Origin of the sequence: Pseudomonas sp. TNT2022 ID1044 (assembly GCF_028656895.1) — a bacterium.
Classification (GTDB): Bacteria; Pseudomonadota; Gammaproteobacteria; order Pseudomonadales; family Pseudomonadaceae; genus Aquipseudomonas; species Aquipseudomonas reinekei.
The window spans coordinates 232064-256106 of the sequence record NZ_JAMDHB010000022.1 but is presented as its reverse complement, the minus strand read 5'-3'; the positions used below and the strand labels follow the sequence as shown (position 1 = coordinate 256106).

The window sequence follows — 24043 nt, the reverse complement described above, 5'->3', positions numbered from 1 at the left end:
GTAGAAATCCACATCAACTGTAGGAGCTGGCAAGCCAGCTCCTACAGGGATTAACTGTGTTTTTACTTTTTGAGGCACTGGCCTGAACGTGCCTGGCACAGGGCAAACAACCAGCGCCGCAACCGCGAAAATTTCAGTTCCATACCAGCAGCTCTGCAGGGGTCGGGTTGTAGGCGTTGCACGGATTGTTCAGTTGCGGGCAGTTGGAGATCAGCACGATCACGTCCATCTCGGCGCGCAGGTCAACGTACTTGCCCGGTGCGGAAATCCCGTCTTCGAAGGTCAGCCCGCCGTCAGCGGTGACCGGCACGTTCATGAAGAAATTGATGTTCGGCCCGATGTCGCCCTTGCCCAGCCGGCCATCGTGGACACAGGCTCGCAGGTAGTTGTCGCGGCAGCTGTGCATGTAGCGTTTTTCCAGGGCGTAGCGCACGGTGTTGCTCTCTTGCGCGCAGGCGCCGCCGAGGGTGTCGTGACGCCCGCAGGTGTCGGCGACGATGGTCAGCATCGGCTTGCCAAGGTTGGAATACAGCACGCTGCCGGTGCTCAGGTAGACGCTGTTCTGCCGGCGCAAGGTGCGTTGCACGTCGTAACGTTCCTTCGGATTGGCCACGCTGTAGAACAGGGTATCGACCGCTTGGTTGCCTTCGAGGTCAAGGATGCGCAGGGTCTGGCCTGCCTTGACCTCCATCAGCCAGGGTTCGCCGGCGGGCACAGTGGCGCGGTAGATCGCGGTTTCTGGCTGCTTTTCAGTATTGATGAGAGCGAGTGACATGGCAGCGGTCCTCAGGCGAACAAACGGTCGGTGTTGATGAAGCCGCGCTCGTTTTCCGGGCGCGAGGTGCGGCAGTGTTCGGCGACGCTGGCGTCGGCGTTCATCCAGCTGAGCTTCAGTGGTTTCGGTGCGTATTGCGGCGACGGGTCCATCGGGTGTTGCAGGGCGGTGAGCACCACCAGCGTGTCCATCGGTGCGTACAACTCGATGTAATCGCCGGCCTTGGAATTGCCCTCGACAAAGTGGAAGCGTCCGGCGTCGTCGACGTTGACGCGGCTGAACAGGTTGAGGGTCATCAGCAAATCCGACAGGCCCAGACCCCACTTGCCCAGTTCCACCAACAGGTTGTCGGTGCCGTTGCGGAAGAAACCGTTGCGCAGTTCCTGATAGCGCCCGGCGCCGTATTTTTCGGCGACTTCTTCAGCGCAAAGCACACCGCCGAGGCTGTCGCTCCAGCCGCAGGTGTCGGCGGTGATGGCCGCGAGCACGCGGCCCATGTCCGAGTACAGGCAATGGCCGGTGGTGAGCTTGGCGGTGTGTTGGCACTTGAGGCTGTCGGGCAGGTTCAGGCGTTCGGTTTTTTCATTGGCGTTGAGCAGTGTCAGGCTGACGTTGGCGCCGCCGCGAATGTCAGTCAGGCGCAGCAGTTGGCCGCGTTTCAAAACGAAGGAACGATGGCCGCCACCGGGGAGCATTTCTTCGGCGAAGGGCGGGAACAGTCGGGTCGAATCAGTCATTGTCAAAGTCCTCTCAAGCGGTTCGAAGTGCGCCTGCCAGTTGCACCGGCAAGGCATCGACGGCGGCACGGATGGTGCGGCGGTCGCTGTTCAAAGGGATGTCGTAAGTGATGCGTGCGCCATAGCGGCCGGGTGCATGGGGGTCGAGGCGGACCTTGTCGAACACCAGCAGGCGGGTGCCGAGGCTGAAGCCTTCCGACAGATCATGGGTGACCATGAATACCGTTAATTGCGTCTCGCGCCACAACTCCAGCAGCAACGCGTGCATGTCCTTGCGGATGCCCGGATCGAGCGCGCCGAAGGGCTCGTCGAGCAGCAGCACGCGAGGCTTCATGATCAACGCCTGGGCGATGGCCAGGCGTTGCTGCATGCCGCCGGACAGCTGCGCCGGGTACTTGTCCAGCGAGTGCCCGAGGCCGACTTTGTGCAGCAGCGCCGAGGCCTGTTCGCGGGCTTCTTTTTTTGCGCTGCCGAACAGGCGTCCGAGCAATGGCGAGCGCGGCAGTTCGAGGCCGAGGGCGACGTTGTCCAGTACGCTCAAATGCGGGAACACCGAATAGCGCTGGAACACCACGCCACGGCTGGCATCCGGCTCACCGGCCAACGGTTGGCCGTCGAGCAGGATCTCGCCGCGGCTGGCGCGCTCCTGGCCGAGCAGCAGGCGCAGGAAAGTCGATTTGCCGCAACCGGAAGCGCCGACCAGGGTGCAGAACTCACCCTCGTTGACGGTCAGGTTCAGGCCTTCGAGCACCACCTGGTCGGCGTATTGCTGCCAGACGTTTTTCACGGTGATGAAACTCATGCCCGTGCTCCTTCATACCAGGGGAACGCACGTTGGGTCAGGCGTTTAAGGCCCCAATCCATCAGCCAGGCGAGCAGGGTGATCCACACCACGTAGGGCAAAATCACGTCCATCGCCAGGTAGCGGCGTACCAGGAAAATTCGGTAGCCGAGGCCGTCGGTGGAGGCAATCGCTTCGGCGGCAATCAGGAACAGCCATGCCGAGCCGAGCATCAGCCGCAGCGAGATCAGCAGCCGTGGCAGCAGTTGCGGCAACACTACGCGCAGCATCAAGGTCCAGGTCGAAGCGCCGAGGGTTTGGGCCTTGATCAGCAGTTCCACGGGAATTTCCCGGGCGCGCTGTTCCAGATCCCGGGCCAGTGCCGGGGTGATGCCGATCACGATCAGCATCACTTTCGACAACTCGCCCAACCCGAAAACGATGAACAGGATCGGCAGGATCGCCAGCGGCGGCACCATCGACAACACCGTCAGCAACGGCGACAACGGCGCGCCAAACAGCGGCAGGGTGCCGGCGGCCATGCCCAGGCATAAGCCAGCGAGGGCGCTGATACCCAGGCCGATAGCCAGGCGTCGCAGACTCGAAGCGCTGTCCTGCCAGAGCAGGTATTCACCGGTGCGGCTGTCGGCGACGAACGCCAGGCGTTTAACCGCATCGGTCATCTGCACGGCGCTGGGCAGCAGCTTGTCGTTGGGGTTGTCCGCCAGTCGCTCGGCCGAGCCCATGAAGTAGGCGAACAGCACCAGGGCGAATGGCAGGATCACCAGCAACAGACGACTCGGGCGATCCGGGTGGCGATTGATCAGGCGCATGGCCAAGTCCTCTTCTTACAACTTGGCGTCGGCGGCCATTTGCACGTAAGTCGGATCGAAGCGCAGCTTGAGATTGCCTTTGTCGCCGCTGGTCACGCCGTTGGCAAAGGCCATCCCGACCGCACTGGTGTCCTTGGCGCCTTCACCCAGCAAACCGTGCTGGAAGGAGAACTCGGCGACCTTGCGCATGGTTTCCGGCAGTTGCTTGCTGGTGCTGAACGCCAGGGCTTCTTGCGGCGTGGCGAACAGCTTGGTGGTGTCCAGTTGCGCCTGGAAACCTGCCAGGTCGGTGCCCGAGGCTTTGGCCATGTGTTCGAGCGCGGCTTTGCTGGCGGCGTTTTTCGCGTTCATCAACTCGACCACTTCGAACCAGGCGCCGGTCAGTGCTTTGCCGAGGGCCGGGTTGTCTTTGAGGGTGGTGCTGTTGACCACCATCATGTCCATGATTTCGCCGGGGATCTGGCTGGAGTTGAAGACTTCGGTCACCGCTGGCTTGGCCTTGATGTCCGAAAGCATCGGGTTCCAGGTGGTGACGGCATTGACCTGATCAGTATTGAAAGCCGCCGCGATATCGGCGTCGGAGGTGTTGACCACTTTCAGGTCTTTCTCGGTGAGGTCCACCGAATCCAGGGCCCGGGCCAGCAGGTAATGGGACACCGACAGCTCGACCAGATTGACGTCCATGCCTTTGAGGTCGGCGACTTTCTTGCCTTCGCCCTTGAGCACAATGCCGTCGTTGCCGTTGGAGAAGTCGCTGACGATCAGCGCGGTGCTGTCGACGCCACCGGCAGCGGGAATGGTCAGCGCGTCCATGTTGGTCATGGTGCAGCCGTCGAACTGGCCGGCGGTGTACTGGTTGATGGATTCGACGTAATCGTTGAGCTGCACGACATCAATCTTGATGCCGTACTTCTTCGCCCACTTGTCGACGATGCCTTGGCTGCCGGCGTACTCCCAGGGCATCCAGCCGGCATAAATCGTCCAGCAGACGCTGAAGTGGTCTTTCGGTGCGGCGTGGGACGAGACACTCACGAGGGCTGCGAAAGCAGCGGCGAGCAGGGTGGGTAAACGAAGCTGGGACATGGTGGTTCTCCAGTTGATCAGGGGCGGACAGGAGGCAACGCGGCACCTTTAGCGGTGGCTTGTCTCCCGGGCTTTTGTCCCGCCGTGTAACCTCAACTGGAGGTCGCCAACTCTCGGACCAGTCACTCGCGAAGCGAGCCGGAACCCTAGTCAGCCATTGCAAATTGTGGTGCCGCGAACCTGTGATGACTCCTGCACGCCATTGTTAAAGCGAGAGCCGTGCCAAGTTTGCAGAACGCTTCTAGCGCGCGGGGGAGAGGCAAGTCTCGGTGAGTGCAGTGGGGAACAGCTGCTTTGTGATGGTGCATCGGTGCACTGTGATGTGGCGCGGGCAGCCGTTATTACGGCGGTGGATCTAATCCTCTGCACTACTAATCAGCGCGTGAATGGATGAAAAACCTTTCATCGGCGAGATGTTTCAACTTGTTGCTGGAGCGCACCAGATTCTGAAATCGATGTCTGATCTTTCGACCGTCGCCGAATAATCGACTGTCGCCTGCCAGCGTCGCTGGTGTGGCTCACTCGCGGTCCAGGAGGCCGCCATGCTCTCTCGAATTCTACTGATTGCTGTGTTGGGTTTGTCCCTTGGTGCATGCGTGCCTTATTCCGATGGAGGCGTCAGCTACTACAGTTCCGAGGTTTATACCTCGCCAGCGCCAGGCTATTACGCCAGTGGTGATCGCTACTATTCCAATGGCGGTTATTACTCGCCACCAGCCCGTTACTACGCGCCGCCTGCGCGGTATTACAAGCCATCGCCGCGCTACTACTCGCAGCCGCGGATTTATCAACCCTCACCGCGCTATTACCAGGCGGCACCGCGTTACTATCAGGCGCGCCCCGATTACCGGGCGCATCAGAATCATGGCTGGGATGGCCGCAAGCGTGGCGGCTGGGACAACGACCGAGGCCATGGCGGGCGCAACAACAATCACGGCGGGCGAGGTGACCATAACGGACGCGGTGATCGCGACGGCCGGGGCAATCACCGCTAATCATTCTTTGTAAATAGTGGGAGCGAGCAGGCTCGCTCCCACAGTTCTTTCAGTATTCGGAAAGATCGGCCAACGGATGCCGCCCCTCCCAAACCTTGTGAAAATGCGCCTCCACCACCGCATCCGGCACATTATTGATGTCCGGCCAGTGCCAGTGCGGTTTTTGATCCTTGTCGATCAACCGCGCGCGCACGCCTTCACTGAATTCCGGATGGCGGCAGCAGTTGAGGCTTAGCGTGTATTCCATCTGAAAGACTTCGGCCAGCGACAGGTGGCGGGCGCGGGCGATCTGTTCCCAGACCAGATGGGCGGTCAGTGGTGAACCTTCGCTCATGGTTCGGGCGGCGCGGCTGAGCAGCGGGTCGGCGTCATCGCGCAATGGGCTGATGGCCTTCCACGCGCAACGCACATCACTCACATCCAGCAGTTCATCGATGCGCTGGCGCCGCGGCAGCCATTGAGGTTCGGGCATCTGTGCAACGGCTTCCTGCTGCAAAGCCTTGAGCAGACTGTTGAGTTGCATCGGCGTCTGTTCCTGCCAGTTCAGTTGCAGCAAGCCTTCGAGTAACGCTGCCTGTTGCTCGTCGAGCAGGAAGCGGTCGGCCAGGTCCAGATCGATCGCATCACGAGCGTTCATGTGGGCGCCGGTCAAGCCGAGGAACAATCCAAGCTTGCCGGGCAAACGGGACAGGAACCAACTGGCACCGACATCCGGGTACAGGCCGATGGTGATTTCCGGCATGGCCAGTCGACTGCTCGGCGTGACAATGCGGATGCTCGCTCCCTGCAGCAGGCCCATGCCGCCGCCGAGCACATAACCATGGCCCCAGCAGATCAACGGTTTTGGATAGGTATGCAGGCTGAAGTCCAGGCGATATTCCGCTGCAAAGAAGTGTGCGGCCAGGGGGGGCACTTCGCCGGGATGGTCGCGGCAAGCTTCTACCAGGCTGCGCACCTCACCACCGGCGCAAAAGGCCTTGGCGCCGTTGCCTCGCAGCAGGACGCAGACGATTTGCGGTTCCTTGGCCCAGGCGTTCAGTTTATCGCTCAAGGCGTTGATCATTGGCAAGGACAGCGCGTTCAGCGACTTTTCGGCATCCAGCGTGGCAATGCCGATGCGGGCGCCGTCGGTGCCGGTGAGTTCTTCGAAGTGCAGATTCATCGTGACCTCGATCAGGAAATTGAGGGTTAAGTATGATCGCTGTGTAGGAAAGTGCCGGATCTGTGTCAGATCAATTGACAAGCGTGATGCGCTTTCCTAGGGTTCGCCCCATTGTTTTTGCCGGATGTAACCATGACTGCTGATGACCGTATCAAACTCGAACCGAGCTGGAAGGAGGCCCTGCGTGCCGAATTCGACCAGCCCTACATGACAGAGTTGCGAAACTTTCTCCAACAGGAACGGGCGGCCGGCAAGGAGATCTATCCACCGGGCCCGATGATTTTCAACGCGCTCAACTCCACGCCGCTGGATAAGGTCAAGGTCGTGATTCTCGGCCAGGACCCTTACCACGGCCCGGGCCAGGCCCATGGCTTGTGCTTCTCGGTGCAACCGGGCGTGCCGGCACCGCCATCGCTGGTGAACATTTACAAAGAGTTGAAGCGCGACCTGAACATCGACATCCCCAGTCACGGTTATCTGCAAAGCTGGGCCGAGCAAGGCGTGCTGATGCTCAACACCACCATGACCGTCGAGCGCGCCAACGCCAATGCGCACAAGGACAAGGGTTGGCAGTTTTTTACCGATCGGATCATCGAAGTGGTCAGCCAGCAGCAACCGCACCTAGTGTTCATGCTGTGGGGCGCTCATGCCCAGAGCAAGCAGAAGCTGATCGATGCGACCAAGCATCTGGTGTTGACCTCGGTGCACCCGTCACCGCTGTCGGCCTATCGCGGCTTCCTCGGTTGCGGGCACTTCAGCCGCACCAACAAGTTTCTTGAGCAGAATGGCGAAACGCCGATCGAGTGGCGGTTGCCGCCGGTTTGAGGAAAGGAGGGGAGCTTTTGTGGCGAGGGAGCTTGCTCCCGCTGGGCTGCGAAGCAGCCCCAAGTCCCGCGACCTGATTTCTACTGACAGACCGCGCACATAGGTTTTACGACTGCTATGCAGCCGAGCGGGAGCAAGCTCCCTCGCCACAGTGGGCGGTGTCAGGATTGCTCCGGGGCCCGGTTCCAATACTTGAACAACGGCTCCGCCAGAAACAGCACAAACAACAACCGCATCACCTGCATCGCCGTCACCAACGGCACCGACAGTTGCAGGGTCTCCGCCGTCAGGCTCATCTCCGCAATCCCGCCCGGCATCATGCCCAGCGTCAGCGAACGCAGATCCAGATGAGTCAGCGCACTCAAGCCCAATGCCGCTGCCGTGGCGATCAACATGGTCAATACCGTACCGATCAAGGTCCGGCCCATGAATGAAGGCGCACGACGGAAGAACTGCCGGTTGAAATGACAGCCCAGACCGCTGCCGATCAGCCATTGGCCGATTTGGCTGCCGCCGTTGGGCAAGCCGATGTGCAAATCCCAACCGATACTCACCGCTGCACTCACCAGCAACGGCCCGAACAGCCACGGGTTGGGTTGACGCAGCCGTTCCCATATCCAGGCTGCCAGCGCACCGGCGGGAAACAAAATCGCCAGCCAGCGCCAGTCGATGCTGCCAGCATGGGAAATCGGTGCGCCGTCGCCCAATAGATACTTGAACGCCGCCGGCACACACAGCACCACCACCAGTACCCGTAAACTCTGGCCAGCGGCTACTCGGCTGAGCACCGCGCCATTGCGGGCACCGAGGTTGACCATCTCTCCGGAACCACCCGGCATGCTGGAAAAGAATGCAGTGGCGCGATCCTCACCGGTACGTCGCATCAACCAGACACCGACCACGGCCGACAGGCTGGTGACCAACGCACCGAAGAAGATCAAACCGAAATGACTCAGCACCTGCTCCATCACCACCGGGGTGAAATGCAGGCCAATGCCGATGCCGACGATCCACTGGCCGCACTTACGGCCGCCAGGGATTTCCGCCAGTTGCCAGGGTGTCAGGCAGCGCACGAGGATAATCGCCAGCAACGAGCCGACCATCCACGGTAAAGGCCAGCCGACCTGGCTGGCGAGATAACCGCCCAGCAGGCCGACCAGCGGTGTTCCCCACCAGGCTTTGAACGGTGTTCGATCAGACATCGGCAATCGCGCGTTGCGCAGCCGAGCGTTTGCGCCAGATGCGGATAAGTGGCATCAGCAGCATGATCGCCGTCAGCACCCAGCAACCGAAAGTGATCGGGCTCGACCAGAGGATTTCCAGCGCACCGTTGGAAATCGACAGGGCGCGACGCAGGTTTTGTTCCATCAAGCCGCCGAGGATGAAGCCCAGCAATACCGGCGACAGCGGGAAGTCCAGCTTGCGCAGGATATAACCGAAGATGCCGATGCCGATCATCAGGAACAGGTCGAAGGTGGTGGCGTGCACCGCGTAGACGCCAATCCCGGTAATGATCGCGATCACCGGTACCAGTGCCCAGTTCGGCACGGCGAGGATGCGGGTGAAGATGCGGATCATCGGGATGTTGAGGATTACCAGCATGAGGTTGGCGATGAACAACGACGCGATCAGCCCCCAGACGATGTCCGGTTGCTGCTGGAACAGCAGCGGGCCCGGCGTGATGTTGTACAGCGACAGGGCGCCGATCATCACCGCCGTGGTGCCCGAGCCCGGAACGCCGAGGGTCAGCATCGGCACCAGCGCACCGCAAGCGGCGCCGCCGATCGCGGTTTCCGGCGCAGCGAGGCCGCGCATGTCGCCCTGGCCGAAAGTACCTTTGGCACCCGCCATGCGTTTTTCGGTCATGTAGGCCACGGCGCTGGCCAGGGTCGCGCCGGCACCCGGCAACACGCCCATGATGAAACCCAGTACGCCGCAACGGATGTTCACCGCAAACACCGACGCCGCTTCCTTGACGTTGAACATCATCCGGCCGGTGGCTTTCACCGCTTCCTGGCCGTGATGGGTTTTTTCCAGCAGCAGGAGGATTTCACTGATGGAGAACAGGCCCAGCACCAAAACCACGAATTGAATGCCGTCAGTCAGGTGGATGTTATCGCCGGTAAAACGGTACACGCCGCTGTTGGCATCGATGCCGACGGTCGACAGGAACAGGCCGATCAGTGCCGCGATAAATGTTTTTAGCGGTCGGTCGCCGGCCATGCCGCCCAGGCAGACGATCGCGAATACCATCAGTACGAAGTATTCCGCCGGTCCGAACGCAATCGCCCATTTCGCCAGCAGCGGGGCGAACAGCACCATGCCGCAGGTGGCGATGAAGGCACCGATGAACGAACTCCACGCCGACAGCGACAGCGCCACACCGGCCTGGCCTTTGCGGGCCATTGGATAACCGTCGAGTGTGGTCATCACGGTAGAGGCTTCACCCGGAATGTTCAGCAGGATCGAGCTGATCCGGCCGCCGTATTCGCATCCCAGGTACACCGCTGCCAGCAGGATCAGTGCCGACTCCGGTGGCAAGCCGAGGGCGAACGCGATCGGGATCAACAGCGCCACGCCGTTGATCGGGCCCAGGCCCGGCAGCAAGCCCACGACGGTGCCGATCAGGGTGCCGCAGAGCGCGGTCACCAGGTTATACGGGCTCAGTGCGACGCCGAAGCCATGACCCAAATAGCCGAGAGTATCCATATCAGTTCTCCAGAACGTCGAGCACGCCAAGTGGCAGCGGCACGTCCATCAACTTGTCGAACAGCAGGTAGAGGCCGACGGCCATCAGACTGATGATCACGATGCTTGGCACCCAGCGACCGCCATACAAGCGGGCCATGGGTACGCCGGCCAGGATGCTGGCGACGATGAAACCCAGCGGTTCGAAGGTGCCGGCGAACACCAGTAGCAGCGCTACGCAGAGGCCGATCTTGGTCAGGGTTTCGCGATCCAGCGGCGGCTCGTCATCGTTATGCTTGATCGGAGTGGGGCGAAACACCATGTACAGCAGCGCTGAGCCCATCAGGCCCAGCATCAGCAGCGGAAAGGCCCGAGGCCCCACCGGTTCATAGGAAAAAGCCGCTTGATACGGCCAGGCCATCAGCGCGAGACCGACACAGGCCAGCAACAGCACCGAAGCAAAAATGCGTTGTAAGAGCATGGGGAACTCCTGGGCTGCGGCTCCGCCAAACGGAGCCGCAGCCGCTAGACAGAGGCGATCACTGAATCAGGCCGAACTCTTTGGCCAGCACTTTGTAGTCCGCGACTTGCTTCTTCACGTAGGTGTCCAGTTCCGGGCCGGTCATGGCGAACGGGAACAGCTCACGCTGGTCGCGCAGCTTGGCGAACTCAGGGGAGGCCAGCAGTGTGTCGAAGGAGCCTTTCCACCAGGCGTAGTCTTCGTCGCTGACTTTCGGCCCGAGGTAGAAGCCGCGAACCACTGGCCAGACGATGTCGTAACCTTGCTCGCGAGCGGTCGGGATGTCCTTCATTTCCGGCTCATCGAGACGCTTGTCGGCGAACACCGCCAGCAGGCGCATGTCGCCGCTCTGGATGTGCGGCATGGAGTCGGAGATGTCGGTGCTGCCGACCTGAATGTGGCCGCCGAGCAGGGCGGTGGCGATTTCACCGCCGCCTTCGAGGGCGACGTAACGCAGGTCTCGCGGGTTGATTCCGGCGGCTTTGGCGATCAGTGCGGTTTGCATCCAGTCCTGGCTGCCGACAGTGCCGCCGGAACCGATTACCACCTTGCTCGGATCTTTCTTCAGTGCCTGCACCAGATCGTCCAGGGTCTTGTAGGGCGAATCGCTTTTCACCGCGATGGCGCCGTAGCTGGTGCCAACAGCGGCGAGCCAGCGCACATTGGTTTCATCGAAACGGCCGAACTTGCCCTGGGCCAGGTTCAGCAGCGAACCACTGGACCAGGCCACCAACGTACCGGCATCCGCCGGGCGCTGGGCAACCACTGCGTTGTAGGCCACCGCGCCGACACCGCCGGGCATGTAGGTCACGCGCATCGGTTTGGTCAGCAGTTTTTCGTTGACCAGCGCGCTTTGCGCCAGTTTGCAGGTCAGGTCGAAACCACCGCCCGGTGAGGCCGGGGCGATGCATTCCGGGCGTTTGGGCTCGGCCATCAGTTGGCCAGCAAACAGCATGCAGCTGGCGGCGAGGGCGAAACGGCGCAGTGATCGATTCATTTTTTTCTCCACGGGAGTTGTTGTTTTTGGGGATGTTTCAGGTGCGGCGGTTTCGCTTCGCGCAGCCGATGACGGCGCCGGCAAGCGTAAACAATGGGGATCGGGAAAAGGCGCGGGGCGGACAAATCCGGGGCTGGGTGGACAGCATGGCGAAGTACCTCGTTATTGTTCTTATTGGCGAAAACGCATCGAGGCGTTTTTCGGGAGCTACATTTCAAAGCAGGATCGGTGGTTGCGTTTGAAACCATCCGTGGATCGACTCTAACGGTCGAACCTTTCGCTAACCTTTCATCGGGCTTTCACGGTTTTTCGGGCTTCACAGTCGTGGATGCCCCTGTAAACTCCGCGCCAAAGAATGGCGTCGACCATCCCTGAATGAGGTAAAGATCCATGCGTGTCCTGCTCGTCGAAGACCATCTGCAGCTCGCCGAAAGTGTCGCCCAGGCGCTCAAGAGCACCGGCCTGACCGTGGATGTGCTGCACGATGGCGTGGCGGCTGACCTGGCGCTGGGCAGCGAGGAATACGCCATGGCGATCCTTGATGTCGGCTTGCCGCGCATGGATGGTTTCGAAGTGCTCGCGCGCCTGCGTGCGCGGGGCAAGAACCTTCCGGTGCTGATGCTGACGGCGCGCAGCGACGTCAAGGACCGGGTCCATGGCCTGAACCTCGGTGCTGATGATTACCTGGCCAAACCGTTCGAACTCACTGAACTCGAAGCGCGGGTCAAGGCCCTGCTGCGCCGCAGTGTGCTGGGCGGTGAACGCCTGCAACGCTGCGGCGTGCTGGCCTACGATCTGGACACCCGGCGCTTCACCCTTGGCGAAGAGTTACTGACCCTGACTTCCCGCGAGCAGGCCGTGCTCGAAGCGTTGATCGCCCGGCCGGGTCGGGTGATGAGCAAGGAACAACTGGCCTCTCAAGTCTTCGGTCTCGACGAAGAAGCCAGCCCCGACGCCATCGAAATCTATGTGCACCGCTTGCGCAAGAAGCTCGACGGCCAGCCGGTGGCCATCGTGACGTTCCGCGGTCTCGGTTATTTGCTGGAAAGCCGCGATGCATAAGCCCAGCAGCCTGCGCTGGCGGTTGCTGTGGAATCTGGCATTGCTGCTGGTGGTGTTGATGCTGGCCAGCGGCTTGAGCGCCTACTGGAACGGTCGCGAAGCGGCCGATACGGCGTATGACCGGACTCTGCTCGCCTCGGCGCGGACCATCGCGGCGGGCCTCTCCGAACGCGACGGCAGTCTCAGTCTCGACGTGCCTTACGTGGCCCTGGATACCTTCGCCTACGACAGTGCCGGGCGGATTTTTTACCTGGTCAATGACATCAACCAGAAGCTGATTTCCGGCTACGAAAACCTCCCTGGCCCGCCCCCGGGGACGTTGCGCACCGATGATTATCCAGCGCTGGCGCGGTTCTACAATGCAACTTATCGCGGGCAGAACGTGCGCGTGGTCAGCCTGCTCAAACCGGTCAGCGAACCGAACATGAACGGCATGGCGGAAATCCGCGTGGCGGAAACCGATGAAGCGCGGGTCAGCATGGCCCGCAGCCTGGCGGCAGATACATTGCTGCGTCTGGGCATGCTGGCGGTCGGGGCATTGATGATTGTGTGGTTTGCAGTAAGTGCCGCACTGCGTCCGTTGGAGCGCTTGCGCACGGCGGTGGAGGAGCGTCAGCCGGATGATCTGCGGCCGTTGCCGCTGGTGGAAGTGCAACACGAATTATGGCCACTGGTGCGTGCCCTCAATCACTTTACCGAACGCCTGCGCGGACAATTCGAGCGGCAAGCGCAGTTCATTGCCGATGCCGCCCATGAACTGCGCACGCCACTGGCGGCGCTCAAGGCGCGGCTTGAGTTGGGCTTGCGTTCGACCGAGCCACAAACCTGGCGCAGCACGCTGGAAACCACGGCTCAAGGCACTGATCGCCTGACCCATCTGGCTAACCAGTTGCTCTCGCTGGCGCGGGTCGAAAACGGCGCCCGGGCGATCGCCGAGGGCGGCGCGCAATTGCTGGATCTCAGTCAGCTGGCGCGAGAACTGGGCATGGCCATGGCGCCACTGGCCCACAAACGTGGGGTGGCGCTGGCGCTGGAGGCGGACGTGCCGGTTTGGTTACGCGGTGAGCCGACATTGTTGAACGAGCTGTTGAGCAATCTGGTGGACAATGCCCTGGCCCACACGCCGTCGGGCGGCAACGTCATTCTGCGGGTCTCGGCACCGGCGGTGCTGGAGGTCGAAGACGACGGTCCCGGGATTCCGCTGGATGAGCGTGATCGGGTGTTCGAACGTTTTTACCGACGCAACCAGCAAGTGGCTGGGTCAGGCCTGGGGTTGGCGATTGTCGGCGAGATCTGTCGTGCGCACCTGGCGCAGATCAGCCTGCATGATGGGGAGAAGGCGGGGTTGAAGGTGCGGGTGAGTTTCATTCCCGGGCAGTGATTACCGCTTTTTGTGGCGAGCGCGCTTGCTCCCTCGCCACAAGGACCGGCTCAGGCTCAATAAAACATCGACCGCGTTTCTTCCAGTTCCGCGCATTTCGCTTTGTTGTCCAGATCGATCCCGAGTTTGACGAAGGCCGGGACGCTGAGTGGATCGATGCGCGAAATCGGGTGGTCGGTGTCTTTGTGGCAGTACAGGCTGGCAACCTGCACCACGTCGACATAATCGATCCGGGCCGATTGCCGCTTGAAGTTCTGATACAGCAGCGGCACCTGCACCAGCAACTCCGGAAACTCCCAGACCCTGAGCAGCTTGTCGCCGAGCAGCGGATGAATGCGCTCAATCACATGGTTGAGGCTGACCGGATCGGCTAGCAGTTCATAGTGATCTTCGGCATACGTCAGGATCGGCAACACGCCAATCTGATGCACCAACCCGCCAAGGGCTGCCTGATCAGGCTTGAGTTGGGTGTAAGTGCGGCACAGCGCATAACTGACGCCGGCAATCTCCAGGCTCTTGCGCCAGACATCGCGCATTTTCTGTTCAACCACCTCGGAGCGGGCATGGAAAATCTGTTCCATGACCAAGCCGATCGCCAGGTTGCTGCTGTAATTGATGCCCAGGCGAGTGATTGCCGTGTGCAAGTCAGTGACTTCCTGAGTGGCGCGCAACAAGGGGCTGTTGACCACTTTGATCAGGCGCGCCGACAGCGCGGCATCACGACCGATGACTTTGCTCAAACTGCTGATACTGATTTCCGGGTCTTCAGCAGCCTTGCGAATCTGCAACGCCACTTCCGGTAATGTCGGCAGAACCAGGTCATCGTTATCGATGGCCTCAACCAAATCCTGTTGGACCTTTTCCGCCAGCTCAATCATTTAGTTTCTCTAGGTGTCGCAAAAGGGTACTGCGTTTATCGCTGGATTTCGCGGTCGCGGTCCAGTTGATAAGGCAGGTCGAGCAAGTGCAGCGTCGGGCCATCGATGGCGCCTACATGAATATCGCCACCTTCTGCAGCTTCGGCTTGCAACACAGCCAACAGTTCAATGTGTTTTTCGGCGTTGGCGGCGAGCACCACTTCACCTATCGCACTGTTATGGCTCGGGGAGAACAGCTGGGTGCCAGGTTCAGGCAGGTCGCTGGCGTCCAGTTTTACCCGATAGAGTCGACGTTTGAGTTTGCCCAGGTACTGCATCCGCGCGACGATTTCCTGGCCGGTGTAGCAACCCTTTTTGAAGCTCACGCCACCAACGGCTTGCAGATTGAGCATCTGCGGAATGAACAGCTCGCGGGTGCCGGGCATGACCTGGCCGATCCCTGCGCGGACCTGGCCCAGCAGCCATTGATTGAGGTTACCTTCCGCCAGCAGCGCTGACAGCTTGCCCTTGATGCTGTCGGCTTGATCCGCAGCGGCCCAGAGTTCGGCGCGCTCGGGCGATACGCGAATGGCGATCAAACCGTCATGCCGCGCGACGCTGTCGGTGTCTGCCGGGAGGTCAAGTCCAAGGCTTTTGAGTGCGGCATCGCCATGTTCGATGCCGAATCGAATCCAGGCAGTGCTTTCGTCAGTCAGTTTGGATTTGGAAAACACGGCGTACTTTTTCAGGTCGGCCAGTTGCGGTTCCAACAGTTCACTGGCCATGGCCAGCAACACGCCGTCACCTTCGAGCAGGATACGGAAGCTCGATTGCATCCGGCCTTTCTGGGTGCAGCGCGCACCGAGGCTGGACTGTGTGTCGCTCAGGTAATTGAGGTTGCAGGTCAATTGGCCTTGCAGGAATTTGCCGGCGTCCGCGCCGCGGACCGCCAGGACACCTTCATGAGACAGCGTGCAGAAAAAAGCAGAATCGGCCATGGGTCATCGCAGGGTAAAGAGTCTGGCGGACATGATAAGGGTGCGCCTTCGAAATGGGTAGTTCACAAAGGATCGCCGGTGCCCGACCAAAGCCGACTGTTCGGCGCGGCGAGGCGCTGTATACTTGCGGCCTATTTGAGGAGCGCTCCATGGTCGAAGATGTTGAACTGAATCGCCTCTACTGGCACAGCCGCCGCGGCATGCTTGAGCTTGACGTGTTGCTGGTGCCGTTTGTGAAAGAGGTTTACGCAGGTCTGAACGAGGTGGATCGCGCGTTGTACGTCCGCCTGCTGGAATGCGAGGATCAGGACATGTTCGGCTGGTTCATGGAACGCAACGAATCGCAAGATCCGGAGCTTCAGCGCATGGTTCGCATGATCCTGGATCGTGTCCAGCCCAAGTAATGCGTTCGAATGCCGCTGGCACGCCTCACGGCAGTTGCTGGCGGCATATCTGTTGGCCCAGCTGCTCGCGCTGGGCGCGTTGTTCCTTCTTGAAATCCCGCTCTGGGTCAGCCTGCCTGGCGCTTTGTGCTGCCTGCTGCATGGTGTTCGGGCGTTGCCTCGTCAGATACTGCTGACACACCCACAGGCATTTTGCGGCTTGCGTCGCGATGCCGATGGTTGGCAGTTATGGAATCGGGCGGCGGGATGGCAACCGGTGCAGCTGCGTCCGGACAGCCTGGCGCTGCCGTTGATGGTGGTGCTGCGTTTTCGTCTGCGAGGCGAGCGACGGGTCCGGGCAATCTGTGTACCCAGTGATTCGCAGGCGGCGGATGTGCACCGACGCCTGCGGGTTCGGCTCAAATTCAGTCGGCGTAGGTGGGCGGCACCAGAATAGTGTCGAGCGCGACGGGCAGCATTTGCGGATAGTCGAGCGTGTAATGCAGGCCGCGACTTTCTTTGCGCTCCATGGCTGACAAAATCATCAATTCGGCCACCTGGGCGAGGTTGCGCAATTCAATCAAGTCCCGGCTGACTTTGTAGTTGCTGTAGAACTCGTCGATTTCATCCAGCAACAACCGCACCCGGTGCTGAGCCCGTTGCAGGCGCTTGTTGGTGCGCACGATGCCCACGTAGTCCCACATGAAGCGCCGCAGCTCATCCCAGTTGTGCGCAATGATCACGTCTTCGTCGGAATCCGTCACCTGGCTTGCATCCCAGGCGGGCAGGGCGATGGGCGCTGAAACCTGCGGCAACTGCTCAACGATGTCCGCAGCCGCCGAGCGCGCGTAGACAAAACACTCCAGCAGCGAGTTGCTGGCCATGCGGTTGGCACCATGCAGGCCGGTGAAGCTGGTTTCGCCAATTGCGTACAACCCGGGTACATCGGTGCGACCTTGCTGGTCGACCATTACGCCACCGCAGGTGTAATGCGCCGCCGGAACCACCGGGATCGGTTGCTTGGTGATGTCGATGGAAAATTCGAGGCAGCGTTCGTAGACGGTGGGGAAGTGCGTCTTGATGAAGTCTTCGGACTTGTGGCTGATGTCCAGATACACGCAGTCAACGCCCAGGCGCTTCATTTCATGGTCGATGGCCCGTGCGACGATGTCTCGGGGCGCCAGTTCGGCCCGCGGGTCGAATCGCTGCATGAAGCGCTCGCCATTGGGCAGCTTCAAGTGTGCGCCTTCACCGCGCAGGGCTTCAGTGATCAGGAAACTTTTCGCTTGCGGGTGATACAGGCAGGTGGGGTGGAACTGGTTGAATTCCAGGTTCGCCACCCGGCAGCCCGAGCGCCAGGCCATGGCAATGCCGTCACCGCAGGCGCCGTCGGGGTTGCTGGTATAAAGGTAGACCTTGGCGGCGCCGCCGGAGGCGAGGATCACGAAGCGGGCGCCATAGGTGTCCACTTCACCGGTGCCGCGATTGAGCACGTAGGCGCCCAGGCAGCGGTCGCCTTCAAGGCCGAGGCGTTTTTCGGTGATCAGGTCGACGGCGACTCGCTGTTCCAGCAGTTCGATGTTCGGCCGTTGCTTGGCCTGGGTCAGCAAGGTTCTGAAAATCGCCGCGCCAGTGGCGTCGGCGGCATGGATGATACGGCGATGACTGTGCCCGCCTTCACGGGTCAGGTGGAATTCGAAGCCGCCGTCTTCGACGCTGGACTGTTCATCACGAGTGAAGGGAACGCCCTGGTCGATCAGCCATTGAATCGCCTCTTTACTGTGCTCGACCGTGAAGCGCACGGCATCCTCGTGACACAGGCCGCCGCCGGCATTGAGGGTGTCATCGACGTGGGATTCGACAGTATCGGTGTCATCCAGCACGGCAGCGACACCGCCTTGCGCCCAGAACGTCGAGCCGTTGGCGAGATCGCCTTTGCTCAGTACGGCGATACGCAAATGACCGGGCAAGGTCAGCGCAAGGCTCAAGCCGGCAGCGCCGCTGCCAATTACCAGAACATCGTGTTGAAACTGTTGGCTCATTTCAGGATTCCGCTCAAAGCGACCCGGGTCGGGGGAGGCGCTGGACAACTGGACAGGCGAGTCAGGTTTGCGAACAGCCCACTAGTATATAGAGGGGTGGAGCGGCACAATAGCCGAGCCCATATGGCATTGTGAAACTACTCTTGCGGAAAACACCCGACGCTTCGTCGGATGTTTTTTCGATCGATTCGGCGACAAGTGAACTGTATCGTGGATTTAACAGTCTTTTTCGCTGCGTGGTTGCACAATGTCGGTTTCATGCAGCTATAAATATTTGGAACTTTTGCCAAAGGCCCAAGATCAATAGACGGTTGCCTGATTCAAGGGACAGTGTCGGCTTCAGCGCGGGATCTGCTTTGGATCCTTGTCGGCGAAACCGATAACAAGATTATTCGCGCAGCCGGGGAATCTCGAGCTGCGTTTTTCGTGCGTGCCGAATCAGAGCCCGCAGGAAACTTGCCTGGAGGGGGAGAACTTTTGCGAAAAGCCCGAGTCTATGTTTGCAAGTCCGGTCGTTTAGTTATGCAAGCCTCCTCCGAGCTTATCGAGGAGTGTTCATGCTAACCCAGGAAGAGGATCAGCAGCTGGTCGAACGCGTTCAACGCGGCGACAAGCGCGCGTTCGATCTGCTAGTGCTGAAATACCAGCACAAAATTCTCGGGTTGATCGTGCGTTTTGTGCACGACACCCATGAAGCCCAGGATGTGGCACAAGAAGCCTTTATCAAGGCTTACCGTGCACTTGGAAATTTTCGCGGAGACAGCGCGTTTTATACGTGGCTTTACCGCATCGCCATTAACACGGCGAAAAACTATCTGGTTTCACGCGGCCGCCGGCCGCCGGATAGCGATGTCAGTTCCGAGGATGCAGAGTTCTACGATGGCGATCATGGCCTCAAGGATCTCGAGTCGCCAGAACGGGCTTTGCTGCGGGATGAGATCGAAGGCACCGTCCATCGAACCATTCAGCAACTACCGGAAGATTTGCGTACGGCTTTAACTTTACGTGAATTCGACGGTCTGAGTTACGAGGACATTGCGAGCGTCATGCAATGTCCGGTGGGCACCGTGCGCTCCCGGATTTTCCGCGCCCGGGAGGCCATCGATAAAGCCCTGCAGCCGTTGTTGCAGGAAAACTAAAGACAGCGGCGACAGCCAAGAGAGGAACGCCATGAGTCGTGAAGCCCTGCAGGAATCGCTGTCCGCAGTGATGGATAACGAAGCGGACGAATTGGAATTGCGTCGGGTACTCAGTGCCTGTGACGATGTTGAAACCCGTGAAACATGGGCTCGTTATCAGATCGCTCGGGCAGCGATGCACAAGGATCTGCTGCTTCCACGTCTGGACATCGCCGCGGCCGTTTCCGCAGCCTTGGCTGACGAAGCCGTACCGGCAAAAGCCACCCGTGGTCCATGGCGCAGCCTGGGTCGTCTGGCGGTCGCTGCTTCGGTAACGGTTGCTGTACTGGCGGGTGTTCGCCTGTACAATCAGGACGAAATCGCCGGTGTAGAACTGGCTCAGCAGTCCAGCCAACAGAACCTGGCCGCTCCTCAAGTGAAGGGCCCGGCCGTTTTGGCAGGCTACAATGAGAGCTCGGAAGCCACTGGCCCTATGGCCAACGGCGTATTGCAAGGTCAGCCAGACTGGCACGATCAACGTCTGCCGAGCTACCTGCGTCAACATGCTCAACAGGCTGCATTGAAAGGCACTGAGAGCGCGCTGCCTTACGCTCGCGCAGCAAGCCTGGAAAACCGCTAAGGAGGATCATGCGCGCCATACCTCTACTTTCGCTTTTGCTCAGTGGCTGGTTTGTTGTTCCAGCCCACGCCGATGAAGCCCAGGACTGGTTGACCCGTCTTGGTCAGGCCGAGCAACAGCAAAGCTTTCACGGTACCTTCGTCTACGAGCGTAACGGTAGTTTTTCTACCCATAACATCTGGCACCGCGTCCAGGATGGCAAGGTCCGCGAGCGTTTGCTCCAGCTCGACGGATCCGCTCAGGAGGTTGTGCGCGTTGATGGCCATACGCAATGCGTCAGCGGCACCCTGATTGCAGGGCTTGGGGATTCTCCCAATTCCGCCGCTCGTGCACTCGATCCACAAAAGCTCAAGAACTGGTATGACCTTGCTGTCATCGGCAAGTCGCGTGTGGCCGGGCGTTCGGCGGTCATTGTGTCACTGACGCCTCGCGACCAGCACCGTTATGGGTTCGAGCTGCATCTGGACAAGGAAACCGGCCTGCCACTCAAGTCATTGTTGCTCGATGACAAAGGGCGTCTGCTGGAGCGTTTCCAGTTCACGCAACTGGTCACCGCTGATGTTCCGTCCGAGAGCGATCTACAGCCGGGTAGCGATTGCAAGGCAGTCAACCTCGACAGTGACAAGGCTTCGGCAGTCAAGGCTGCGCAGACCTGGCATTCAGACTGGTTGCCACCAGGATTCGAGCTGACCAGCAGCACGTCACGCAAAGACCCCGAGACCAAAACCCAGGTCAACAGCCTGATGTATGACGATGGCCTGGCGCGTTTTTCTGTTTTCCTTGAGCCTTTGAACGGCGCTGCCGTCACCGATACCCGCACTCAGCTCGGGCCAACGGTGGCTGTATCCCGGCGATTGACGACCCCGCAAGGTGAAATGATGGTGACGGTGGTGGGTGAAATTCCGGTCGGCACTGCTGAACGGATAGCCTTGTCCATGCGCACCGACGTCACTGCAACCTCCAAGCAGTGAGCTGAAATCGAAATGTTTCGTGAGCATTTCAGTTTGCAAATACCTCCAGAATTTTTTATAGGTCAGAGCCCCTCGGCTCTGGCCTTGTTTGTTGTTCCCGGAACAAAAATACTGGCGTATCTTTCCCGGTGTTCCTTGAACCATATCGCTTAACCATGCTCGTCGTAACGGGAGCCGTATGTCGATACCACGCTTGAAGACTTATCTATCCATCTTTGCCACCGTGCTGGTGCTCGGTCAGTCGGTCGCTGCGCAAGCAGTCGAATTGCCTGACTTTACGCAACTGGTTGAACAGGCGTCGCCCGCGGTCGTGAACATCAGTACCACGCAGAAGCTGCCGGAACGCAAAGTGAACCAGCAGATGCCTGACCTTGAAGGCCTGCCGCCAATGCTGCGCGAGTTCTTCGAGCGCGGCATGCCGCCACAACCGCGTTCGCCTCGCGGTGATCGTCAGCGTGAAGCCCAATCCCTGGGTTCGGGTTTCATCATCTCGCCTGACGGCTACATCCTGACCAACAATCACGTCATCGCTGATGCCGACGAAATTCTCGTGCGTCTTGCCGATCGCAGTGAAATGAAAGCCAAACTGGTCGGCACCGATCCACGTTCCGACGTGGCGCTGCTGAAAATCGAAGGCAAGGACCTGCCGGTTCTGAAACTCGGCAAATCCCAGGACCTGAAGGCCGGTCAATGGGTCGTGGCAATCGGTTCGCCGTTCGGCTTTGACCACACCGTGACCCAAGGCATCGTCAGTGCCGTCGGTCGCAGTCTGCCCAACGAAAACTACGTGCCGTTCATCCAGACCGACGTGCCAATCAACCCGGGTAACTCCGGTGGTCCGCTGTTTAATCTGAACGGAGAAGTGGTTGGCATCAACTCGCAGATCTACACCCGTTCCGGCGGCTTCATGGGCGTGTCGTTCGCGATTCCCATCGATGTGGCCATGGACGTTTCCAATCAGCTCAAAAGCGGCGGCAAAGTCAGCCGTGGCTGGTTGGGCGTCGTGATCCAGGAAGTGAACAAGGATCTGGCCGAGTCATTCGGTCTGGACAAGCCAGCCGGTGCGCTGGTTGCCCAGATCCAGGATGACGGCCCGGCTGCCAAGGGCGGCCTGCAAGTCGGCGACGTGATCCTGAGCATGAATGGTCAACCGATTGTCATGTCCGCCGATTTGCCGCATCTGGTGGGTGCACTGAAAGCCGGTGCCAAGGCTAATCTGGAAGTCATCCGCGAGGGCAAGCGCAAGAACGTCGAGTTGACCGTCGGTTCCATTCCTGACGAAGACAAAGAGCTCGATGCATTGCCGAAGACAGGCACAGAAACCAGCAGCAATCGCATGGGTGTTTCGGTTGCCGAGTTGACCGCCGAGCAGAAGAAAACCTACGACCTCAAGGGTGGTGTGGTGATCAAGGAAGTGCAGGACGGTCCTGCTTCGATGATTGGCCTGCAGCCAGGTGACGTCATTACTCACCTGAACAACCAGGCTATCGAGTCCGCCAAGCAATTCACCGACATCGCCAAGGCGCTGCCGAAGAATCGTTCGGTATCGATGCGCGTATTGCGTCAGGGTCGCGCCAGCTTCATCACCTTTAAACTGGCTGAATAATCCAGTTGCAGGTTGAATAAAAAACCGCCTCGAAAGAGGCGGTTTTTTTATGTCTGAAACAAACTATCCCATCATGTCCTTGATCATGCGCTCCTGTTCCATCAGCTCTCGCTGGCGGGCATCGATGCGTGACGACAGCGGGAAGTTGGAGCCGGCCTTGCGCTTGGCGAAGTCCAGTTGCTGGATGGCCTGGCGGTAGTCGCCGACCAGTGCGAAGTACTCGGCGCGAGCCTGATGCAGGCCAATGATGTTGCCTGACAAGCCGCGAGTTTCTGCCACCTGATACCACACGTCCGGATCGTCCGGGCGCGACTTGAGCAAACCTTCCAGTGCTTTCTCAGCGTCCGCGGCGCGGTTCTGTTTGAGCAGCAGATCGACACGCACCTGGTTCAGCGGATAGTTGCCGGGGTATTGAGTCAGCATCCGGTCAACGCGGGTCTGCGCATCCGGCAGACGGTTGTTGGTGATGTCCAGATCAATCTGCGCGAGGTTGTAGATGATCTCGTTGGGCGCCTTGGCCAGCAGCAGCTTGAGGTTCTCCCGTGCCTCGTTCAGTTGGCCGCCCTTGACCTGGGCAATGGTCAGGCCGTAGCGAGCGACATCGCTTTTCGGGTTTTCATCCAGTTGGGCGCGGAAGCGCTTGGCGCCCAGGCCCGGAGTCTCCTCATAAATCAATTGCACGCGTGCGCGAATCAGTTGATAGCGCACGGTGTCTTCGATGCCCCCTTGTGGAGCCTGTTCGGCGCGGTTGCGGGTGTCGGCGATCCGCGATTCGGTGACTGGGTGAGTCAGCAGGAATTCGGGTGGCTTGGCATCAAAACGGTACTGACGCCCCAGACGCTCAAACATGGTGGGCATCGAGCGCGGGTCGTATCCGGCCTTTTCCAGGTTGAGAATGCCGATACGGTCGGCTTCCTGTTCGTTCTGACGGGAGAAACGTCGTTGTTCCTGAATCGCCGCCGCCTGCGTGCCGGCAATGGCCGCGATCCCGGCATCACCGGCACCGGCCGCCGCAATCACGATCCCGGCCAGCAGCGCGGCCATCATCGGCACCTGCATACGCTGTTGGGCTTCGACGCCACGAGCAAAGTGGCGTTGCGACAAGTGAGCCAGTTCGTGAGCAAGCACCGAGGCATACTCGCCTTCGGTCTGGGCGTTGAGGAACAGGCCGCCGTTGACCCCGACAATGCCGCCCGGCGCCGCGAATGCGTTGAGTTGCGGGCTGTTGATCAGAATAAACTCAAGACGCCGGTCATTGACCTGGCTGGTTTCCACCAGGCGATAAACGCTGGATTCGACGTAGTCCTTGAGTTGCGGGTCGTTGAGTTGCGAAACCTGGCTGCGTAACAGCGCAAGCCAGGCGCGACCCAACTGGTATTCCTGCTGCGGCGAGACAATGGCAGAGCTGGCGTCGCCGAGTGACGGCAGGTCGTCGGCGAAGCCCGGTGAGGCGAGCAGGCAAGCGAGCGTCAGCAGGGTAGGGCGCAAAAAAGTCATGCACAAAGCCTTAGTCGACAAAGACCTTACTGTAGCCGGACACCAGCCTTGCGACCAGATATTCTAGGCAACTCGACTATGTGACCCGGAGT

24 protein-coding genes and 1 riboswitch are annotated in these 24043 nt (G+C 60.0%); of the genes, 10 read left to right on the top strand and 14 right to left on the bottom strand.

What is annotated here, in order from left to right:
• Window positions 1–133: 133 nt before the first annotated feature.
• Genes M5G20_RS23530 through M5G20_RS23510 form a run of 5 tightly spaced genes read right to left on the bottom strand, consistent with a single transcriptional unit; the run spans window position 134 to window position 4209 of the window.
• Window positions 134–775 (bottom strand): urea amidolyase associated protein UAAP2, encoded by a 642-nt coding sequence (locus M5G20_RS23530; protein ID WP_273921109.1) that lies wholly within the window; start codon window positions 773–775, stop codon window positions 134–136.
• An 11-nt stretch (window positions 776–786) separates the two neighbouring features.
• A complete protein-coding gene (locus M5G20_RS23525; RefSeq protein WP_273921108.1) occupies window positions 787–1512 on the bottom strand; it encodes an urea amidolyase associated protein UAAP1 in 726 nt (241 codons plus the stop codon).
• Between the two features lie 13 nt (window positions 1513–1525).
• Entirely contained in the window at window positions 1526–2314 is a 789-nt protein-coding gene (locus M5G20_RS23520) for an ABC transporter ATP-binding protein (protein ID WP_273921107.1), read from the bottom strand.
• Entirely contained in the window at window positions 2311–3126 is an 816-nt protein-coding gene (locus M5G20_RS23515) for an ABC transporter permease (RefSeq protein WP_150732237.1), read from the bottom strand. The genes M5G20_RS23520 and M5G20_RS23515 overlap by 4 nt, the downstream gene beginning before the upstream one ends.
• 15 nt (window positions 3127–3141) lie before the next feature.
• Window positions 3142–4209, bottom strand: a complete 1068-nt coding sequence (locus tag M5G20_RS23510; RefSeq protein ID WP_273921106.1) for a putative urea ABC transporter substrate-binding protein — start codon at window positions 4207–4209, stop codon at window positions 3142–3144.
• Window positions 4210–4270: 61 nt separating this feature from the next.
• Window positions 4271–4370: riboswitch (guanidine-I (ykkC/yxkD leader) on the bottom strand.
• A gap of 381 nt (window positions 4371–4751) precedes the next feature.
• Between M5G20_RS23510 and M5G20_RS23505 the strand changes: the two genes are divergently transcribed.
• A complete protein-coding gene (locus M5G20_RS23505) occupies window positions 4752–5204 on the top strand; it encodes a hypothetical protein (protein ID WP_273921105.1) in 453 nt (150 codons plus the stop codon).
• Between the two features lie 49 nt (window positions 5205–5253).
• Here the strand turns inward: M5G20_RS23505 and M5G20_RS23500 are convergent, their stop codons facing one another.
• Window positions 5254–6366, bottom strand: coding sequence for an enoyl-CoA hydratase/isomerase family protein (locus tag M5G20_RS23500; protein WP_273921104.1), 1113 nt, complete (start codon window positions 6364–6366; stop codon window positions 5254–5256).
• Window positions 6367–6498: 132 nt separating this feature from the next.
• On the opposite strand from M5G20_RS23500, the gene ung reads away from it, so the two are divergent.
• Window positions 6499–7191 (top strand): uracil-DNA glycosylase, encoded by a 693-nt coding sequence (gene ung, locus M5G20_RS23495; protein WP_075947504.1) that lies wholly within the window; start codon window positions 6499–6501, stop codon window positions 7189–7191.
• Window positions 7192–7352: 161 nt separating this feature from the next.
• Here ung and M5G20_RS23490 read toward each other — a convergent pair whose 3' ends face one another.
• The 4 genes from M5G20_RS23490 to M5G20_RS23475 are packed head-to-tail and all read right to left on the bottom strand — an operon-like array spanning window position 7353 to window position 11396.
• Entirely contained in the window at window positions 7353–8393 is a 1041-nt protein-coding gene (locus M5G20_RS23490) for an AbrB family transcriptional regulator (protein ID WP_212625503.1), read from the bottom strand.
• Entirely contained in the window at window positions 8386–9900 is a 1515-nt protein-coding gene (locus tag M5G20_RS23485; RefSeq protein ID WP_273921103.1) for a tripartite tricarboxylate transporter permease, read from the bottom strand. Before M5G20_RS23485 ends, M5G20_RS23490 begins: the two co-directional genes overlap by 8 nt.
• Before the next feature lies 1 nt (window position 9901).
• Window positions 9902–10360: a tripartite tricarboxylate transporter TctB family protein gene (locus M5G20_RS23480; protein WP_273921102.1), complete on the bottom strand. Its 459-nt coding sequence runs from the start codon at window positions 10358–10360 to the stop codon at window positions 9902–9904.
• A gap of 58 nt (window positions 10361–10418) precedes the next feature.
• Window positions 10419–11396 (bottom strand): Bug family tripartite tricarboxylate transporter substrate binding protein, encoded by a 978-nt coding sequence (locus M5G20_RS23475; RefSeq protein ID WP_273921100.1) that lies wholly within the window; start codon window positions 11394–11396, stop codon window positions 10419–10421.
• Between the two features lie 390 nt (window positions 11397–11786).
• Between M5G20_RS23475 and M5G20_RS23470 the strand changes: the two genes are divergently transcribed.
• Window positions 11787–12458: a response regulator gene (locus tag M5G20_RS23470; RefSeq protein ID WP_075947499.1), complete on the top strand. Its 672-nt coding sequence runs from the start codon at window positions 11787–11789 to the stop codon at window positions 12456–12458.
• Entirely contained in the window at window positions 12451–13839 is a 1389-nt protein-coding gene (locus tag M5G20_RS23465) for a sensor histidine kinase (protein WP_273921099.1), read from the top strand. The genes M5G20_RS23470 and M5G20_RS23465 overlap by 8 nt, the downstream gene beginning before the upstream one ends.
• Before the next feature lie 56 nt (window positions 13840–13895).
• Here the strand turns inward: M5G20_RS23465 and M5G20_RS23460 are convergent, their stop codons facing one another.
• Both M5G20_RS23460 and ygfZ read right to left on the bottom strand, forming a co-directional pair.
• Window positions 13896–14717 carry an HDOD domain-containing protein gene (locus tag M5G20_RS23460; protein WP_273921098.1) on the bottom strand — a complete coding sequence of 274 codons (822 nt, stop codon included), beginning with the start codon at window positions 14715–14717 and terminating at the stop codon, window positions 13896–13898.
• Between the two features lie 35 nt (window positions 14718–14752).
• Window positions 14753–15694 carry a CAF17-like 4Fe-4S cluster assembly/insertion protein YgfZ gene (ygfZ, locus tag M5G20_RS23455; RefSeq protein ID WP_273921097.1) on the bottom strand — a complete coding sequence of 314 codons (942 nt, stop codon included), beginning with the start codon at window positions 15692–15694 and terminating at the stop codon, window positions 14753–14755.
• 149 nt (window positions 15695–15843) lie between these two features.
• Here ygfZ and M5G20_RS23450 point away from each other — a divergent pair, with 149 nt between their 5' ends.
• On the top strand, window positions 15844–16098 hold the full coding sequence (locus M5G20_RS23450) for an FAD assembly factor SdhE (protein WP_273921096.1): 255 nt from the start codon (window positions 15844–15846) through the stop codon (window positions 16096–16098).
• Window positions 16082–16534, top strand: a complete 453-nt coding sequence (locus tag M5G20_RS23445) for a protein YgfX (RefSeq protein ID WP_273921095.1) — start codon at window positions 16082–16084, stop codon at window positions 16532–16534. Before M5G20_RS23450 ends, M5G20_RS23445 begins: the two co-directional genes overlap by 17 nt.
• On the opposite strand, the gene nadB is transcribed toward M5G20_RS23445, so the two are convergent.
• On the bottom strand, window positions 16503–18119 hold the full coding sequence (nadB, locus tag M5G20_RS23440; RefSeq protein ID WP_273921094.1) for an L-aspartate oxidase: 1617 nt from the start codon (window positions 18117–18119) through the stop codon (window positions 16503–16505). The genes M5G20_RS23445 and nadB overlap by 32 nt on opposite strands.
• Before the next feature lie 557 nt (window positions 18120–18676).
• Here nadB and rpoE point away from each other — a divergent pair.
• From rpoE to M5G20_RS23420, 4 genes are all read left to right on the top strand, one after another.
• A complete protein-coding gene (gene rpoE, locus M5G20_RS23435; RefSeq protein ID WP_003172477.1) occupies window positions 18677–19258 on the top strand; it encodes an RNA polymerase sigma factor RpoE in 582 nt (193 codons plus the stop codon).
• 31 nt (window positions 19259–19289) lie between these two features.
• Entirely contained in the window at window positions 19290–19877 is a 588-nt protein-coding gene (locus M5G20_RS23430; protein WP_273921093.1) for a sigma-E factor negative regulatory protein, read from the top strand.
• An 8-nt stretch (window positions 19878–19885) separates the two neighbouring features.
• Window positions 19886–20848, top strand: a complete 963-nt coding sequence (locus tag M5G20_RS23425) for a MucB/RseB C-terminal domain-containing protein (RefSeq protein WP_273921092.1) — start codon at window positions 19886–19888, stop codon at window positions 20846–20848.
• A gap of 178 nt (window positions 20849–21026) precedes the next feature.
• Window positions 21027–22454, top strand: a complete 1428-nt coding sequence (locus M5G20_RS23420) for a DegQ family serine endoprotease (RefSeq protein ID WP_273921091.1) — start codon at window positions 21027–21029, stop codon at window positions 22452–22454.
• Between the two features lie 63 nt (window positions 22455–22517).
• Here the strand turns inward: M5G20_RS23420 and M5G20_RS23415 are convergent, their stop codons facing one another.
• Window positions 22518–23951, bottom strand: coding sequence for a M48 family metalloprotease (locus M5G20_RS23415; RefSeq protein ID WP_273921090.1), 1434 nt, complete (start codon window positions 23949–23951; stop codon window positions 22518–22520).
• Window positions 23952–24043 lie beyond the last annotated feature (92 nt).